At 68.9% G+C, this 15766-nt stretch carries 17 protein-coding genes and 1 pseudogene; 12 read left to right on the top strand and 6 right to left on the bottom strand.

Annotation, left to right across the window (positions count from 1 at the left end; all coding sequences use genetic code 11):
* Nucleotides 1-6 precede the first annotated feature (6 nt).
* From EV192_RS19730 to EV192_RS19765, 8 genes are all read left to right on the top strand, one after another.
* A complete protein-coding gene (locus EV192_RS19730) occupies nucleotides 7-1110 on the top strand; it encodes a WXG100 family type VII secretion target (protein ID WP_243726949.1) in 1104 nt (367 codons plus the stop codon).
* Complete coding sequence (locus EV192_RS19735; protein WP_132117392.1) at nucleotides 1100-1444, top strand: hypothetical protein; 345 nt, start codon at nucleotides 1100-1102, stop codon at nucleotides 1442-1444. Before EV192_RS19730 ends, EV192_RS19735 begins: the two co-directional genes overlap by 11 nt.
* Nucleotides 1441-2190, top strand: coding sequence for an ESX secretion-associated protein EspG (locus tag EV192_RS19740; protein ID WP_243726950.1), 750 nt, complete (start codon nucleotides 1441-1443; stop codon nucleotides 2188-2190). The genes EV192_RS19735 and EV192_RS19740 overlap by 4 nt, the downstream gene beginning before the upstream one ends.
* The gene (locus tag EV192_RS19745) at nucleotides 2180-2590 is read left to right on the top strand and encodes a YbaB/EbfC family nucleoid-associated protein (RefSeq protein WP_132117394.1); all 411 of its coding nucleotides are present in this window, start codon (nucleotides 2180-2182) and stop codon (nucleotides 2588-2590) included. The genes EV192_RS19740 and EV192_RS19745 overlap by 11 nt, the downstream gene beginning before the upstream one ends.
* On the top strand, nucleotides 2577-2888 hold the full coding sequence (locus tag EV192_RS19750) for a WXG100 family type VII secretion target (RefSeq protein ID WP_165960492.1): 312 nt from the start codon (nucleotides 2577-2579) through the stop codon (nucleotides 2886-2888). Before EV192_RS19745 ends, EV192_RS19750 begins: the two co-directional genes overlap by 14 nt.
* Nucleotides 2888-4258, top strand: coding sequence for a WXG100 family type VII secretion target (locus tag EV192_RS19755; RefSeq protein ID WP_132117398.1), 1371 nt, complete (start codon nucleotides 2888-2890; stop codon nucleotides 4256-4258). Before EV192_RS19750 ends, EV192_RS19755 begins: the two co-directional genes overlap by 1 nt.
* 208 nt (nucleotides 4259-4466) lie before the next feature.
* Nucleotides 4467-4997 carry a hypothetical protein gene (locus EV192_RS19760; RefSeq protein WP_132117400.1) on the top strand — a complete coding sequence of 177 codons (531 nt, stop codon included), beginning with the start codon at nucleotides 4467-4469 and terminating at the stop codon, nucleotides 4995-4997.
* 10 nt (nucleotides 4998-5007) lie between these two features.
* A complete protein-coding gene (locus EV192_RS19765; protein ID WP_132117402.1) occupies nucleotides 5008-5865 on the top strand; it encodes a hypothetical protein in 858 nt (285 codons plus the stop codon).
* On the opposite strand, the gene galE is transcribed toward EV192_RS19765, so the two are convergent.
* The 3 genes and pseudogenes from galE to EV192_RS19780 form a co-directional block, all read right to left on the bottom strand.
* Nucleotides 5862-6743: a UDP-glucose 4-epimerase GalE gene (gene galE / locus EV192_RS19770; RefSeq protein WP_243726951.1), complete on the bottom strand. Its 882-nt coding sequence runs from the start codon at nucleotides 6741-6743 to the stop codon at nucleotides 5862-5864. The two genes, EV192_RS19765 and galE, sit on opposite strands and share 4 nt — an antisense overlap.
* A gap of 371 nt (nucleotides 6744-7114) precedes the next feature.
* A pseudogene (locus EV192_RS57425) lies at nucleotides 7115-7276 on the bottom strand (ATP-binding protein); the annotation flags it as partial.
* A gap of 80 nt (nucleotides 7277-7356) precedes the next feature.
* The gene (locus EV192_RS19780) at nucleotides 7357-8628 is read right to left on the bottom strand and encodes an MFS transporter (protein WP_132117408.1); all 1272 of its coding nucleotides are present in this window, start codon (nucleotides 8626-8628) and stop codon (nucleotides 7357-7359) included.
* A gap of 292 nt (nucleotides 8629-8920) precedes the next feature.
* Between EV192_RS19780 and EV192_RS19785 the strand changes: the two genes are divergently transcribed.
* Together EV192_RS19785 and EV192_RS19790 are read left to right on the top strand one after the other, a co-directional pair.
* The gene (locus tag EV192_RS19785; RefSeq protein ID WP_132117410.1) at nucleotides 8921-9556 is read left to right on the top strand and encodes a hypothetical protein; all 636 of its coding nucleotides are present in this window, start codon (nucleotides 8921-8923) and stop codon (nucleotides 9554-9556) included.
* 84 nt (nucleotides 9557-9640) lie between these two features.
* Nucleotides 9641-10141 carry a YxiG-like protein gene (locus tag EV192_RS19790; RefSeq protein WP_207926141.1) on the top strand — a complete coding sequence of 167 codons (501 nt, stop codon included), beginning with the start codon at nucleotides 9641-9643 and terminating at the stop codon, nucleotides 10139-10141.
* A 496-nt stretch (nucleotides 10142-10637) separates the two neighbouring features.
* On the opposite strand, the gene EV192_RS19795 is transcribed toward EV192_RS19790, so the two are convergent.
* A complete protein-coding gene (locus tag EV192_RS19795) occupies nucleotides 10638-11732 on the bottom strand; it encodes an MrcB family domain-containing protein (protein WP_165960493.1) in 1095 nt (364 codons plus the stop codon).
* Between the two features lie 199 nt (nucleotides 11733-11931).
* Between EV192_RS19795 and EV192_RS57430 the strand changes: the two genes are divergently transcribed.
* On the top strand, nucleotides 11932-12219 hold the full coding sequence (locus tag EV192_RS57430) for a hypothetical protein (RefSeq protein WP_424923366.1): 288 nt from the start codon (nucleotides 11932-11934) through the stop codon (nucleotides 12217-12219).
* A gap of 89 nt (nucleotides 12220-12308) precedes the next feature.
* Here the strand turns inward: EV192_RS57430 and EV192_RS19805 are convergent, their stop codons facing one another.
* Together EV192_RS19805 and EV192_RS19810 are read right to left on the bottom strand one after the other, a co-directional pair.
* A complete protein-coding gene (locus EV192_RS19805) occupies nucleotides 12309-12953 on the bottom strand; it encodes a response regulator (RefSeq protein ID WP_132117416.1) in 645 nt (214 codons plus the stop codon).
* On the bottom strand, nucleotides 12950-14317 hold the full coding sequence (locus tag EV192_RS19810) for a sensor histidine kinase (RefSeq protein WP_132117418.1): 1368 nt from the start codon (nucleotides 14315-14317) through the stop codon (nucleotides 12950-12952). Before EV192_RS19810 ends, EV192_RS19805 begins: the two co-directional genes overlap by 4 nt.
* Nucleotides 14318-14493: 176 nt before the next feature.
* Between EV192_RS19810 and EV192_RS19815 the strand changes: the two genes are divergently transcribed.
* Complete coding sequence (locus tag EV192_RS19815; protein WP_243726952.1) at nucleotides 14494-15651, top strand: alpha/beta hydrolase family protein; 1158 nt, start codon at nucleotides 14494-14496, stop codon at nucleotides 15649-15651.
* Nucleotides 15652-15766: the final 115 nt, after the last annotated feature.

Consider the following 15766-nt stretch of genomic DNA (forward strand, 5'->3'; position numbering starts at 1 on the left):
TGCGACGTGTTCGAAACCGTCGAGGAACTGACGAGCGCGGTCACCTCCGTACTGGGTCCGGCCGGGCCGCTCGCGCAGCTGACCCAAGGCCTCACCGACGCCCTGGACAGCGTGTGGGCGGAATTCTTTGGTTCGCCGGCCCCGCCGGGCGGCATGAACTGGAATGCCTACAGCCACGAGCAGCTGTACCGCATGCTGTGGCAGGACGCGGATGTCGCGGACGTCAGCGCGGTCGCCGCCGAATGGGGACGACACAGCACCGCGCTGACCGGGTTCGCGGACGCCCTGCGTGGCCAGGGGTCGGCGCTGCGGGCGAACTGGCAGGGTCGGGCGTCGGAACTGGCCGCGGACCGGCTCGCCGAGCTCAGTGACCGGATCTGGAACGTCGGTGCCCGGGCGGGCGCGGTCCAGAAGGCGGCCAATGACGCCGGCGATGCGCTGGCCCTCGCCCGGAACACCATGCCACCGCCGCCGCCGGACCCGATGACGCTGATGTCGAGCGCGGTCGGCGCCGGACCGATGAACCCGATCGAGGCGGTGTTCGTCGGCGGCGCCCGGCTGTTCACCGGCGACGCCGTGGCGGGCGCGTCCAAGGCCGAGGCGGTGCGGGTGATGCAGCGCTACGAGACAAGCCTGACGAGCAGCGGCCACCAGGTCGTGCCGGCGCAGTCCGACTCCACCAAGTCCAGGACGTACGAGGTGGACGGGCTGGAGGGGGCGGGGACCACCACGGCCGGGTTCGGCGGCGACGTCGGGGCGTTCGCCGGCAGGGGCGCGGTCGGTGGTACTGGCGGTGTGCCGTGGTCCCGGCTGGTCGGGGGTGGCGGCGCGGCCGGGTTCGGCGGGCTGACCGGAGTCGGCCCGACGGTCCTGCCCGGCGTGCTGGCCGCGGAGAACACCGTGCTGTCCGAGTTGGCCGCCGCCAGGGGGGCGGCGGGGCCCGGTGGCTTCATGTCGCCGGGCATGGCCGGACGGGCGGGCGACGACGAGCGCGAACGGCGAGGCAACCGGTTGCCCACCGTCGACCACCGGCTTTTCAAGCCGGACCAGCGAGGCAGCGTCCCGGTGATCGGGGACCTGACGGACGAGGAGCGTGACGGTGGCCGCTAGAAAGGCACCCCACCACGGCTTTCAGCTGCTGACCGACGAGCTGATCGGCCAGGTCAAGGCGTTGGTCGACATCGGCGACCAGACGAACGGCCTGGTGTCGTCGGCCCAACGGCTGGCCGAGCACAAGCCGTTGCTCGGCACCGCGCCGCCCGCGATGTACCTGGCGAAGCGGCTGCTCGAGGCGGCCGGCCCGGCCGGGCTCACCGGCGAGGTCACCGCGGCCGACGCCGAACTGGCCAGCTACCACAAGGCGTTGCGGACGGCCGTGGACCGGTACAAGGCCGGCGACGATGCCGGTTCCTTGCAGTTCAACGACAAGGGAACCTCGACGTGACCGCCGCGGTCGCGCACGACATCGGCTCCGGCGTCTACTTCGGACTCGTCGAGCTGGACCTGCTCGCCGCGCACGCCGGCGCGCGGTTCCCGTTCCCGTTGCGGGTGCCGGAGTTCGGCCGGATCGAGGGCGAGCGGCAGGTGCTGCTGGCCGCGGCGGGCTCGACCCTTCGAGGCCGCGGGTTGGCCAGCGAGCGCGGGCCGGTCGGCCCGGCGGCCGAGGTGGTCACGGCCCTGCGGGAGTTCCGGGGCACGGTCGATCTCGTGCTGGCCGCTCCAGAAGCGGTGGTAGGAGTCGTGGCCATGGTCTACCGGAACTGGGCGCTGATCTGCGGCCAGCCGCAGACCGGCGACCCGGCGGCTCTGGTGCTGGTCCGCCGGGTGGCCCAGAACGCGCTGGCCGACGCGCTGATCGAGATGGTGCCCGAGGTCGCGCCGGCCCAGGCCATGCCGATCACGCTCCCGTCGGACAGCGTCGATCACGCCGATCCCGCCGTGCTCGACGAACTCGGCGAGTTGCTCCCCGAACTGACCGGCCGGGGGCAACTCGGCGCGACCCGCCGCGTCGCCGGCGTCGCCACCCGGTCGGGGACCGAACTGTCCTGGTTGGACAGTCCACGCGGCCGGGTCCGGCTGGACCACACCGCGGACGGCTGGCTGAGTATGAACCCGTTGCGGCATAACGATATTCGGTTCACGCTCGACGACTTGGCCATGATCGCAAGGAGAGAACACGATGGATCCTGAACAGTGGCTCGCGAAGTACGAAAAGCAGCTCGCCGACGTGGTGGCGCGCTCGAAGGAAGCCGGCGCGCGGCTGCGGCAGGTCGGCGGGACGGCAACTTCCCCGCGCGGCGAGGTCACAGTGCGGGTCGGCGCCGGTGGCACGCTGGAGGACCTCACCCTCACCCCGGCTGCCCGCACGCTCGAATCCGACGAGCTCGCGCGGCTCATCCTGGACACCACGCGGCAGGCGCAGCACACGGCCGGTGCGCAGATCGTCGGCATCTCGACCGAGTACTTCGGCGAGGGCCCCGCGCTGGACGTGATCAAGCAGCACCTGCCGGCCGGTGTGCCGGTGGGCCGGAAACGCGATGACGACGACTACTTCGCCAACCCACCGGAGATCACCAATGAGCCCATCTGACCAGTTCGTCGTCGACCACGAGCAACTCCGCAAGCACGCCGGCAGTGTCGGAGACGTCGCCGACCAGCTGTCCGCCATCGGTGGGCAGCTGCCGAGCGGCCTCGCCGACCTCGCGCTCGGCTTGTTCGCCGGGTTCCTCGCGACCGGCCTACAGGGCGCCATGACGCACGTCGCGAACACGATCACGGACGCGTCGTCCTCGGTGGCCGAGGTGAGCACAGGCATCTCCCGCGCTGCCGCCCACTACGAGCACACCGACGAGGCCAACGCCAGCAACCTGAACCGGGAGTACCCCTGATGACCAACACGAACACCGCCCAGATGGTCGCCGACCTTTCGGCGTCCAACGACGCTGTGCGCGGGATGGGCTGGGTGTCGCCCGGACTCGGCGTGCCGGGTTCGCCGCTCGGCCTGCTGACCTCGACCCTCAACCCGCTGTCCACGCTCGTCACGGCCGGCCTCGGCTGGTTCGGGCCGATGGTGTCGTTCCTCGGCGAGCCGCTCAGCCAACTGCAGGGCGGCAACTCGGCCTCGGTCACGTCCGGGTCGCAGAGCTTCAACGAGGCCGGGCAGAACATGGACGGTGTGGCCGGCGCGTACAAGGGCGCGATCAGCGCGGAGACCACCGGCTGGTCCGGTGCGGCCGCGTCGGACTATCGGGCCACCGCTACGCAGCATGCGAACGGCGTCGCTGGCCTCGGCCACGCGAGTACCACGACAGGCAGCGCGATCATCGGCGCGGGCCAGGTGGTGGCGCAGGCGGTCGCGGAGGTCACCGAGATCATCTCCGAGGCGGTCGGGGAGATCGTTCCGATCATGACCCAGGCCGTGGCGCAGTCGGAGACAAACCCCGGGGCCGTCCCGCAGGCCATCCCGCCGTGCGTGGGGATCGCCGCGGCGGCCGCGGCGAAGTGTGCCGCGAAGCTGGCGGCGCTGCTGGCCAGCGGGGACAACCTGATGAAGCTCGTGCAGGGCGCGATGGGCGTCGTGGACCTGATCAAGACGGCGCTGTCGAGCATCAGCCAGCAGAGTGTTCGGCCCGACGCGGAGCCCAACCCGAGCGCCGGTGCCGATCAACCGCAAGCCGGCAGCCCCGCGAGCTCCATGGCCGCGGCGAACCCCGGAAACGCCATGGGCGCTACGGATTCCAGAAGAGGCGCCGCATCGGCCCCGTCGTCGAGCGCCCGCGGTTTCAGCGGCGGCGCGCCCCTGCCGGGTCACACTTCCACACCGGATGGCTCGGCGGTGCCGGGTGCCGCCCCGCTAGGAGTCGCCGCCCAATCGACCGGCGCGATTCCGCTGTCCCACGAAACCATGCCAAACGCGCCCCAGTACCCAAGCCACGCCAGCGGGTCCACCGGTGCCGCACCTGGCGGCGCGGTCCCGATCGGTGCCGCCGGCCTCGGCGGTGGCGCCCGCACCGGCGCCGGCCGTGGCGCCGACACCGTGCGTCAAGACCGCAGGCAAGCGCCGGCCAACACCCCGACCGGCGGAAACGGCACGCGCGGCGGCGCCCCGCTGGGCGGCATGGGTGGCGCCCGGGCGGCCGGCGAGACGGACAAGGAACACCAGCGGAAGTACGGGGTCGTCGAGCAGTTCGACGAGATCTTCAACGACGGCACGGACTCGGTGGCACCGCCGGTCATCGGGTCCACCGAACCCACATAAACCCGTTCGACGGACCGTACCGGTCACCCGGGCCTTCACCTGCCCGGTCCGTCGCCAAGCGGTCCACCGCGTTGATGCTCGACTGATCCAAGTGGGACGTCCATGGCTCTGCGGCCGCGTGCTGCGTGGATCCTGAGGCTGGTCCGGACATCGGGGGCATCCTCGGGATGCTCGGCACGTCGGCGACCCCGACGAGATGCTCAGCCGAGTGAAGGGGTTGGGTGCGAGCAGTCCCCTGCGCAGCCAGGTCGGCGCAGCGATGGTGCTGGCGCTCCTCGGCCAGGGGGGCAAGGCCTGGCTGGATCAGCCGGGAGCGATCGCCGAGCTGATCGGCATCGCGGATGAGCATCCGCCGGCTTTGCCATTCTGGCCGCAGGGCCGGGCCGCCGCCGAGTCCACCCTCCGGATGGCGGCGTCATTCAAGCAAGGGGACCTGCCGGATCCAGACCAGCTGTCCGCCGCGGTTTCGGCCTTACAACCAGGTTTCCTCAGTCCCGAGGCGCTGTCCGCGCTTCAGGATGCGTGTTCGTTCGCGCGTGCCGGGTTCGAAGGTCGTGAGTCGGCGATCGGACGGGCGGGCTTCGATCTCTCCCACTTGGACCTGCCCGGCACGGACTCCGTAAGCCAACGTCAGGCGCTCGAGATAATGCGGGAGGTCCACTCGCTCAAAGCCGCAAGAGTGCGGGGCGACGAGGCGGGGGCCCGCGAGCTGACGGCGCGGATCCTGGCCCGGCCTTGACCCGGACGACATGGCGGTGTGGACGTTGGCCGTAGCGCGGGCATACCAGGCGTCGTTGTTCGTGGAGGAGGACGATGTCGCGGCCGTACTCGAGCCCGCGGAAATCACTCTGCTGGAACGCCTGGCCGCGCGTGCGGACATGCTGCCTGCCTACAGCGCCACCTTCCATCTCATCCTCGGCCAGGAGCGACTGAAACACACCGCACGGCAGGACGTTGGCGGAATCGAGGCGGCGATCCGGCATTTCGAGCAGGTGCCGCGGTTGGTCGAGCCGACCGATCCGCGCCGGGTGCTGAGCCTGAACTCGCTGGCTGCGGCAATAATTGAGCATGTTGAGATCACGGCGGATGTGGAACTGCTGGACAAGGCCGTGGCCGCGTTGGAGGAGGCCCGCGAGATCGCCGGCGGGCCGACGCACCCCAGTTGGGCGATCATCAACTCGCTGCGCTCCAGTCGAAGTTCGCCGGGTTCAGACGGCCGCACACCTGACCGCGGCCGATGGCCTGCGTCAGCGTGTGTGGCAGGTGCTCCTCGAAGACGATCCGCATGTGGCCCGCACGGCCGCGCGTCTTGCGCCGCACAGCGCCTTCTCACCGACGATGAACTGCCTTGGCTGGATCGCTTCCTTGCTGTGGCCGCCACACTCGTCGACACGGCGGAACCGGCGACGACAAGCGACCACCTCCTCCTCGCGCTCGGGTACCTCCTCCGCAGCAGACACGACACCGACGGCTGGGCCGAAACCGCCAGCTCCGCGACTGCGCCGGCGTCCGTGTCTGTGCCAGCACCTCCGGCGAACGGCGATCTGCACGCGGCACTGGCGAGCCTCCTCGCCGCTCTGGCCTGCTCCGCGCCCGACCGTTCCTAGTGACGGGCGCGGTGGAAGGCCCAGGCGTCAGCGACGATGCGGTGCAGTTCGGGTTTCGCGGGCTGCGAGCCCAGTTCCCGGCGGGCCTTCTCGCTGGAGGCGACCGTCGCGGCCGCGTCGCCATCCCGTCGGGGCGCGAGCTTGACCGGCACCGCCCGCCCGGTCACGTCCCGCACCGCGTCGACCACATGCTTGTTGCTGTGGCCGTTGCCATTGCCGAGGTTGTACACCTCGTGCGGGCCCGGCTGGATCGTCTCCAGCACGAGCAGGTGGGCGGTGGCCAGGTCGGACACGTGGATGTAGTCCCGCACGCAGGTGCCGTCCGGGGTCGGGTAGTCGTCCCCGTACAGCAGCAGTTCGTCGCGTTGCCCGGCGGCGACCTGCAGCACGATCGGGATCAGGTGGCTCTCCGGGTCATGCCGCTCGCCCAGCCTGCCCACCGCCCCGGCGGCGTTGAAGTAGCGCAGGCTGGCCGCTCCCAGCCCGAATGCCCCACATTCGCCGGCCAGCATCATGTCCACCATCAGCTTGGTGGCCGCGTACGGATTGCGCGGGCGCACCCGCGCGTCCTCGGTGAGCTTTTCGGTGCCCTCGGCCTGATACATCGACCCGGTCGACGAGAAGATCAACCGCGGCGTGCCGGCCGCCCGCACCGCCGCCAGCAAGGCCAGCGAGCCCTGGACGTTGTTGTGCCAGTACACGTCCGGCCGCGCCACCGACTCCGCGACCTCGATCCTGCCGGCGAAGTGCAGCACTCCGTCGAACCCCGCATCGAGGGTGAGCACCTGGGCGACGTCGTGCACCGACAGCCGGTGAAACTCCACACCGGCGGGGATGTTCTCGGCGAAGCCGGTCGACAGGTCGTCCAGCACCACCACCGGCGCGCACGACCTCGCCGTAAAGGGGATGCGCCAACGACAAGACGACCCCACGAACGTCCATTATGGATCTCAACAGGCCGCCGTCGGCCAGCCGTGCCAACGGACATCGTGTGGAAAAGCAGGACGGACTGGCGGTCGACTGGGCCGTCCAGCGCGGTCTCCAGGAGGGCGCCGGTTGCCGTCGGATCGAGTTCGGCCAGGTCCAACAGGTGCAGGTCGTCCACGAGGAACACCCAGTCGCCGTTGTTGAGACCGGTGGCGACCGCCGCGAAGCACCACACCGCATCGGAGAACTCGACCCCCTCCGGAACGAGCGCAGCCACCGCACCGAGCGGAATGCCGGCCGTGGCAACGGATCCCGTCATCCGACCGACCTGGTGGCCCCCAGCCAAGGTCGCCAGGAACTCCTCAGCCAGCCGCGTCTTGCCGACGCCTGGGTCGCCGACGATCACCAGCCCTCGGCCCGCTGACCAGAGCCGCGTCAACTCAGCCAGTTCACCGTCCCGGCCGGTCAGCGGCCACGCCCCCATTCCAGTTCCCTTCGAGGTCGTGCCGATGGAACGACGGTGCTTGATGCGCACATATGCGATGTCCGCGGAACATTCCCACGCTAACAATCATCGTTTCCCAGCGGGCGAACCGTGCTCGCCGAGGTGGTCTGGACCTGGGCGTGTCGGAACGGGGAGCAGATCAGGATGAGGGCCGCGCCGAGCAGTCCGGCGATACCGGTCCACAACGCGGTGCGGTAGCCGGCGGTGTCGGCGAGGATCCCACCCAACGGCGCACCGACGACGATCATGCCGCGGTTGAGCGAGCGAATGGTGGTGTTCATCCGGCCTTGCAGGCGGTCGGGGGTCACTGATTGCCGGTAGGCCATCTCGTTCGGGCTGGCGGCGCCCATCGTCGCCCAGGTGATGAACTGGGCCGCGGCGAGCAGGGCCACTGCCGCGGGACCGGAGCGGGCGAGTGGGACCAACACCCAGGCCACTGGCATCACGATATGCGCCACGATGCTCACGCGGCCCGCGCCCAACCGTCGCCCGGCCCACTGCGCACACGTCCCACCGAGCACGGCGCCGACACTTGCGCTGGCCAGGGTCACGCCCAGCCAGAACGCCCCGAGCCGCAGTTCACGCAGGCCGTAGGCGAGGTAGACGGTGCCGAGCATGCTATTGGCCAGGAACCACAGATGGCCGGACAGCGCCGCCGGGGCCAGCATCCGATGCCGATAGACGTAGGTCAGGCCCTCACGCAGTTCCGCCCAGATCGGCCTGCGTTCGCGGTGGCGGGGTGCCGGTTCGGTCACCGGGATCGACGCCAGCAGCAGGCCGGAGACCAGGTAGGAGACCGCGTCCAGCAGGATCGCCACCGGCGCACCGACCAGCTTGATCAGTCCGCCGGCCAGGATGGGGCCGGTGGTCTGGGCGGCGGCATCGGACTGCTCCAGCCGGGCGTTGGCGGTGGTGAGCAACTCCTGGGGCACGAGCCGGGGCAGGAACGACTGGTCGGCCGCGTCGAACAGCAGTGACAACGCCCCGAACGCGAACACGACCACCGCAAGCGCCGGCATGGTCAACAGGTCCGCGAACGCCAGCACCGGGAGCACGCACAGCAGCGCGGCCCGGCCGAGATCGGTCGCCACCAGGACCGGCTTGCGCCGATACCGATCCACCAGCACCCCGGCAACCAGACCCAGTAGCAGGTACGGCGCCCAGCGCGCCGCGTTCAGCAGACCAAGCTGGGCGGTACTGGCGTGCAACGTCTCCAACGCGATGATCTGCAGGGCGAACGCGGTGACGGGCGTGCCGAAGGACGACACGGTCGACGCGGCCCAGAACCGGCCGTATCCAGGCAACCGCCGCAACGGCGACGTCCGGCTCACAGGACCCTATGACGACGAACCCACCGTCTCCCCATCGCGCCACTGTCGCCTACCCGGAGTGCTCATGTCCACCAGCGGTTACTTTGCCCCCAGGCAACCCGGCACTGCCGCCGAGCGTCTTGACGGATGCCGTCTGCCGCAGAGACGAGCGTCAGACAGTGATCCGGCCAGTGCGGGAGAGTTCCATGACGACATTGCCGACTTTGTCCACCGAGGGAGAGGTCGACACCGGCCAGGCCCACGACGCCCAGCAGACTCTCACCGCCGCCACCTTGCGCTGGTTCCGCGCCTCATGACCGACGAACGCACCGTGCCGACGTGGCGGATCGACGTGTCGCGCCTGCCTGATGACGTCGTGGAACTCATCGACGCCCTCAGGCCCGGCGAGGACCTGGTCATCATGCGGGACGGCGACCCGGTCGCGGTGATCTCCAGCACGCGCGGCGCGCTGGACGGAGCCATCATCGAGCCCGGCTCACCAGACGAGGCGGCCGAACAACCAGTGATGGACTACGACAACGTGACAGTGGTCGCCACCGCGATGAAGCTGTCGACCTCGGCCAGAACAGCATTGTCCGCCCAGCTCGGTGCGGATTACATCGTGCTGGACCTGCACACGGCGCCGACGACAGCCGATGTGCTGCTGGCGCCGCCGGCCAGCCCGCAGTTGATCGGAGGCCTCCGGTCGATGTTCCCGAAGGCCCGCGTCATCATCGCCGAGATCGAGGACGACACCCTCGGAGTCAGCTACCGCGGCCCGGTCCGCCGCATGCTCGACGCGGGCGCCGAGACCTACCTGACCTCGACCACCATCCCGCGCCTGGCCCAGCAGCTCGACCACACCATCACCCAGCGCCACCAGATCACCGGCGGCGTAACCACCCGACTTGAGATAGAGCCCTCCCAAGGCCCGCAACCCCCAGAATGAACCCACACTGTTCGGCATGGGCGTGCTTGCACGGACTGTCGCTCAGCGGATGTCTATCGTGGTGGGTGGGGCAGGATGCCTCGTGTGGATGTTCACCGGATCAGTGACGCGTTCGAAGACGTCTTCGACCAAGCGCTCGTCTTCCATGGCTTCGCCGACTACATGCGCGATTACGACGTCTTCGTTTACGCGACTGCTGATCCCCGCACCGGGATCTCGCCGGAGTACCTGCGTTACCGCTTCAAGTACTGCGTCCGTGCCTCGGTGACCTCGACGGTGTCTCCGGAGGTGTGGCGTCGGTCGCTGGACGATAGGTTGATCGACTTCGAGCAGGGTCACGACCTCGACGGCTACGTCTGGGGCGTTCGGTGGCAGGCGCTCTACCCAGGGATGAAGCTGCTGCCCGGCACGGCGGAGACCGACGCCTGGTCCGCGCGAGTGGGGTTGCCGTTCCACGAGGCGGTGATCGAGACCAACGGCCACAGCATCTCGCTTGTCTTCTCCGATCTGTCAGTCAACCGGATCGAGCCTGGCTACTCACTGTTCACCGGGCACAATGACCAGACCGAAGCCGGGACGCTCTGAAATCGGCAGAAGCGGACGTTGGCAACGCGCTCGGTTCTGGCAAAGGGTGTGTGCTTTGGTTGGTGGGCTCGTCGGCCGACCGGTGCGACCGGTCAAGAATGATGTATCGGCCGACTGCGCGGCCCGCATGAAGGCTGGAGCAGGAGCGAAACTGGAGCGGTGAACGCACACTGACCTACTGTCAGCTGACGTCAACTGTCCTGAACGGACACATGGTCAGCGGGCTCTTCTAGTATCATGCGACGATCATGCTCCTTGATCTTGTCGTCGTCTCACACGAGTGTGAATGACAAACTGAGCGACTACGGCTTCCGCTTTGTGCCAGTCACGGGCGGCGTTCGCTCTTCTGGTGTCCGTTCCCAACGCGGTGGTCAGGGTGGCGCGGCGGCTGGGAGACCGTGGCCTGAATGGCGTGATCGAGACGCCACTAAGCGTCTTGGGGTTCGCCAGGTGCAGGAGTCAGCCCTCGGTTGCGGTCTGCTTCGACAGTGGCGAATCAGGAGCACAGGCCGGCGGCCAAGGCGGATGGAGACCCTAGCCAACGCTTCTCCTGTGCCCACATGCTGGCGATGCTGAGGGATTCGAGGTGTGCGACGAAGGCGGGCCCGATACTCTCACTGAAGACGGCCAGCATCCGAACATGTAGCTGATCCTCATCCGGGTAGCAGAAACGTCTGTACTCCAAGAGTTGCGCGACTGCTTCTCTTGAAGCCTGCTGGCCATCGCCTCGTCTTACCACCTTCACCTCGATGAGCCAGTGTTGCCCGTCCTTCGTGGCGGTGAGGTCGCGTGGGTGAATCCCCTGGTTGCTCGGCTTGTAGCCGATGTCCGTGAGATGTTCCGCGAATGCAGCTATCAGCGGAACGTGCTTGCGGCTGCGCCGCTCGTCTCGCGCGCGGATCTTCACGTAGTAGTCGCGGCCGTCCGTCGGTTTGAATTCCTCGGACCTACCGGTTCTCGGATGTCGCTGTGGCGAGGCGATGACTCCCGGTTCGGTGAGGGCAAGCTGTTGTCGGACGTCGAGGGCGACGGCGTAGAGGTCTAGGAAGCTGTCAAGGTCGGTTCGTAGCTTGCTGTCTTCAGGAAGGGCCTTCGTGTCGTAGGCCTTCGCGATGATGTTTCCTGCTTCGTAGTTCCGCGGTCGCTGTTTGTCGCGGGGTGCACGGAGGTCGATGCCGTCGAGCCACCCTGTTTGGTCGGAGAGTGCTAACCGGTCGCGAATCGCTGAGGCTTGGGTCCTGAGCAGCTGGGGAACCGAAAGTGCCGCGTTTCTCGCCTTGCCTCGTTTGTTTCTGAGGTCGTCACTGCCCTGGTTAAGACTCAGATATAATCGCGTTCCGTCTGCCGCGAAGAGGTAGACCACGTACATGCCGCGCTGAGCGGTGTCGGTCTCGTCAGGATCAAAGACGGCGACCCAGGGCACGAACGGGAGACCGCCTACTCCTGTGCTGCCCTTCGCGAGGTGAGTCACCGGGACGTAGTCGGCGATGTGCTCGCTGGCGGATTCAAGTAATCGCATCGCTGGCTGCCCTCGCCCTAGTTCGCGGTCGTAGCCGTCGGCGATGCTCCTCAGCAGTTCGCGCAGTTCCATACCATCCCCTGTCGAACAACGCGCATTGAAGGGCCCATCCTTCACCATGCGCTGTCGAATGAGGTCAACGGGGCGCAGGTTCAGATCTCTGTCGTTCCGAGGGGTGAGAAAGACCCTCTGTTCCAAGTGAAACACCTGGTCAAAGGGTCTTTCTCGGGTCTCTGGTCGAAGGTCGATTTGGTCCTCAGCGGTGAGGAACGTGAGACGTGACCGGCCAGGTCGGCCGCCCTCGATCTCCCTGGACCAGGTGGCGGAGGTCGTCGTGGCCACGCTGGAACAGACACCCCGCAACGCCACCCACTGGTCACGCACGTCGATGGCGCACCGGTCCGACAAGTTCAAGCTGTCCACCGACCCGCTGTTCGTGGAGAAGGTCATCGACGTGGTTGCGCCACCGGTTGTCCGTGGGCTCGCTGGCTTGGAGTTTCGGGCCGACATCGGCGATGTCCTTGCCCTCGGCCAGCGGCCGGTCGGCCTGGGCGAATAGGCGCACGACCTGCTCACGTGGGTGGCGAGTGACTCAACCTGGATCACCTCAACGGGGGTCATGCCGTTTCACCTGGTGTGGCGGACGGATCAGGTCAGCCCGGCCTCGTAGGCGAGGATGGCGGCCTGGACGCGGTTGCGAGCGTTGAGTTTGTCCAGTATGGAGCTGACGTGGGCCTTCACCGTGCCTTCGACGATGTGAAGGGCGCCGGCGATCTCGCTGTTGGAGTGCCCGGCGCCAAGCAGGGCGAGGACACGGCGTTCGCGTTCGGTCAGCGCCGCTATCCGTTGCCGTGCCCGGGTCGTCGACGCTCCGGCGGCGCGGTAGTCGCGGATGACGCGGTGTGCGATTAGGGGCGACAGGAATGCCGCTCCGTCGGCGACGGCGTGTACGGCGGTGATCAGTTCGCGCGGATCGGATGCCTTGAGCAAGAAGCCGGCTGCGCCGCCACCGAGTGCCCGCGCGATGTAGTCGTCCTGGCCGAACGTGGTCAGCATGACGACCTTTGTCGCCGGTGCGACCGTGGCGATCTCGTCCGCCGCGCTGAGGCCGTCGAGCCGGGGCATCCGGATGTCCACCAGCGCCACCTCCGGGTGGTGCGCCCGCACCTGCTCGACGGCCTGATGCCCGTCGGCCGCCTCGGCGACGACCTCGATGCCGCCGTCGGTGGCCAGGATCGCGCGGACCGCGGCGCGGACCAGGACATCGTCGTCGGCCACCAGCACCCGGATCACCGCCCCAACCGGTCCTTCGAGACGAGGACACCGTCGACGAAACAGAGCTGGTACAGGTCCTCGGAGACGGTGAGCGGGCCGTCGCCGGCGTGGTAGTAGACGCACGCGGCGCCGGCCGGTTGGGGCGGCTCCGCCCGCACCGATCGTGGCCGGTCGACGGCGTGCGGCGGCAACAGCCGCTCGACGTCCACGCGACGCTGTCCCGGGCGCAGTTGGTCGTAGCGGTCGGTCGCGAGCCCGGTCCGCGTCAGGGAGAGTATCTCGATGACGACGATCACCACGATGATCGCCAGCCCGATGCCGAGGGGGAACGTGGCGGTCTGGAGCAGTCGGCGCCGGGTCAGTCGCTTGCTCACCCGAAGCTCGAAATCGGGCCGGCTGTCGGCATCGTGGCGTGGTCCGGCGTCGTCGGGCAGCAGCGCGGTCACCGTCCAGCCGCCGTCCGACCGGGCGCCTGCCGCCAGCCAGCCACCGACCAGCCGGACCCGCTCGTCCAACCCGATCAGTCCCTGCCCGTTGCCCGTGTCGCCGCCGGGGTGCGTCGGTGCGTCGTTCGCGATCTCGACGCGGGTGTCGGTGTCGCGCCGGGACAGCAGCACGGTCACCGGCGCGCCGGGCGCGTGCCGGGCGGCGTTGGTCAGCGACTCCTGGACCACCCGGCGCGCTGCCTGGCTCACCATCGGTGACCACAGGGGAACCGGGCCGTCCCGCCGCAGGCGCACTGGCATGCCGGCCGAGGCGGCCCGCTGGACCAGGTCGTCGATGGTTTCGTCGGCTGGTCGTCGGCCGGCTGCGGCGTCGGTGCTGCCGAGCACCCGCACGATGTCGTGCAGCCGGTACGTGGCGCGGGTGGCGCCGGCGCGTAGCTGTCTCGCCGTGTGGCGCTGCTCGTCGGTGAGGCCGGTCGCGAGCTCCAGCGCGCCGCCGTGCAGCGCGATCAGGGCCAACTCGTGCCCGAGCACGTCGTGCATGTCCTGCGCGATCCTGGCCCGCTCGTGCAGCTGGGCCCGCTCGGCGACGATGTCGTGTTCGTGCTCGCGCTGTTCGGCGCGCAAGCGGCGGTAGCGGCCGACCCACCAGGGCAGCACCGAGGCGGCGAACTCGACGAGCACCGCCGACAGCCGGTTCGTCAGCGGATCGGGCGGGTGCCAGAAGGCCCACGCGAGGCCGACCAACGTCACGGCGGTGAACACCCACAGCGCGAGCGAAAGCGACGCGATCCGGCAGCCGGCTGGATAGGCGAGCATGGCTACCGGTATCAGCAGCCAGCCGCCGTCCTCGAATATCAGCACCGCCGCGAGGGACAGCGCGGCCGACAGGACCAACACCGGCGCCCAGAACAGATCCGTCCGCCGGTATCGCACCCGGCCCACGATACAAGAGACACGGATCAGCGCGCCCCTGACGAAAGTCAGGGTGCCGGCCCGACGGCGGACCAATGTCGCGACGGGGCCCTGCTCGTATCGTCAAAACCGAAGAAACGTAAAGGGTTTCACGTGCTGAGTGTCCGATGTGGATGTCACGATGAGGGAGATGGGCATTGATCCACAAGCTCGTACCGTTGCTCGCCGCTTCGGCAGCGGCCATGGCGTTCGCCGGGGCGGCCAGTGCCGCGCCGTCGAGTGCCGGGCCGGCCGGTTCCGCGACAACGCCCAATCCGGTCGTCCTGCCCGCACCGACCGGGCCGCATCCGGTCGGCTGGCAGGCGTTGCACCTGGTCGACAAGAAGCGGACCGACCCGTGGGTGCCGACCGGGCCACGGGAGTTGATGGTCTCGATGCTGTATCCGGCCACCGTGGCACGCGGTGACCGGGCGCCCTACGCCAGCGAGGCGGAGTCCCGGCTGATGCTGGGCCTGTTCCCAGCCTCCGGCGCACCGGGCGACACGATGGCCCGCGTCCGCACCAACGCGCGGGTGGGCGCGCCCGCGTTGCCCGGCCGGTCGCCGCTCGTCGTGTTGTCGCCCGGCAAAGGCTTCCCCCGCTGGACGCTCACGACGGTGGGCGAGGACTTGGCCAGCCATGGGTATGTCGTGGCCCTCGTCGACCACACCTACGAAGCGGCAGCGGTCACGTTCCCCGGCGGCCACGTGGCCGAGTGCCAGGTTTGCCGTGGTGAGGTGCGCGACGCGGCGATCGCCGCCAGCCGGGCGCTGGACCTCTCGTTCGTTCTGGACAGCCTGCTCGCCGACAAACACTACGGGCGAATGATCGACCGACACGAGATCCTCGTCGGGGGGCACTCGCTGGGTGGGGCGGCCGCCGCCAACACCATGGTCGCGGACCCGCGGGTGGACGCCGGCTTCAACATGGACGGGACGTTCCTCCCGCCGATCACCCAGGATCTGGCCCGCCCGTTCCTGATGGTCAGCGGGGAGGACCGGGTTCCTGGGAACATCACCATCCCCGACTGGGACCAGACGTGGGCCCATCTGACGAGCACCAAGCACTGGCTGCACATGCCGGGCATCGGACACGCCTTCTTCAGTGATGTCGGCGTCATCCTCGACCAGCTCAACCTGCCGCCCCGGCCGCCGTCGGGCGGTCTCACGCCGGTCTCCGGCAAGCGGGCCGTCCAGCTCATGCGCACCTACCTGGGTGCGTGGGCAGACCTGACTCTGCGTCATCGCCACGAGCCGCTGCTCGACGGTCCGTCGCCCCGGTTCCCCGACGTCGAGATCGTGGATCCGACCCACTGAGTCGTGCCGCCGACACACCGCGAGTTGCCGCCCCTTGGACCGGGACGGCAACTCGCTCATCTCGACCGCTGCATCAGGAACAGCGGCCAGCCAGATGGCCATCTGCTCGACGTCC

Origin of the sequence: Actinocrispum wychmicini, assembly GCF_004345645.1 — a bacterium.
In the GTDB taxonomy this organism is placed as follows: domain Bacteria; phylum Actinomycetota; class Actinomycetes; order Mycobacteriales; family Pseudonocardiaceae; genus Kibdelosporangium; species Kibdelosporangium wychmicini.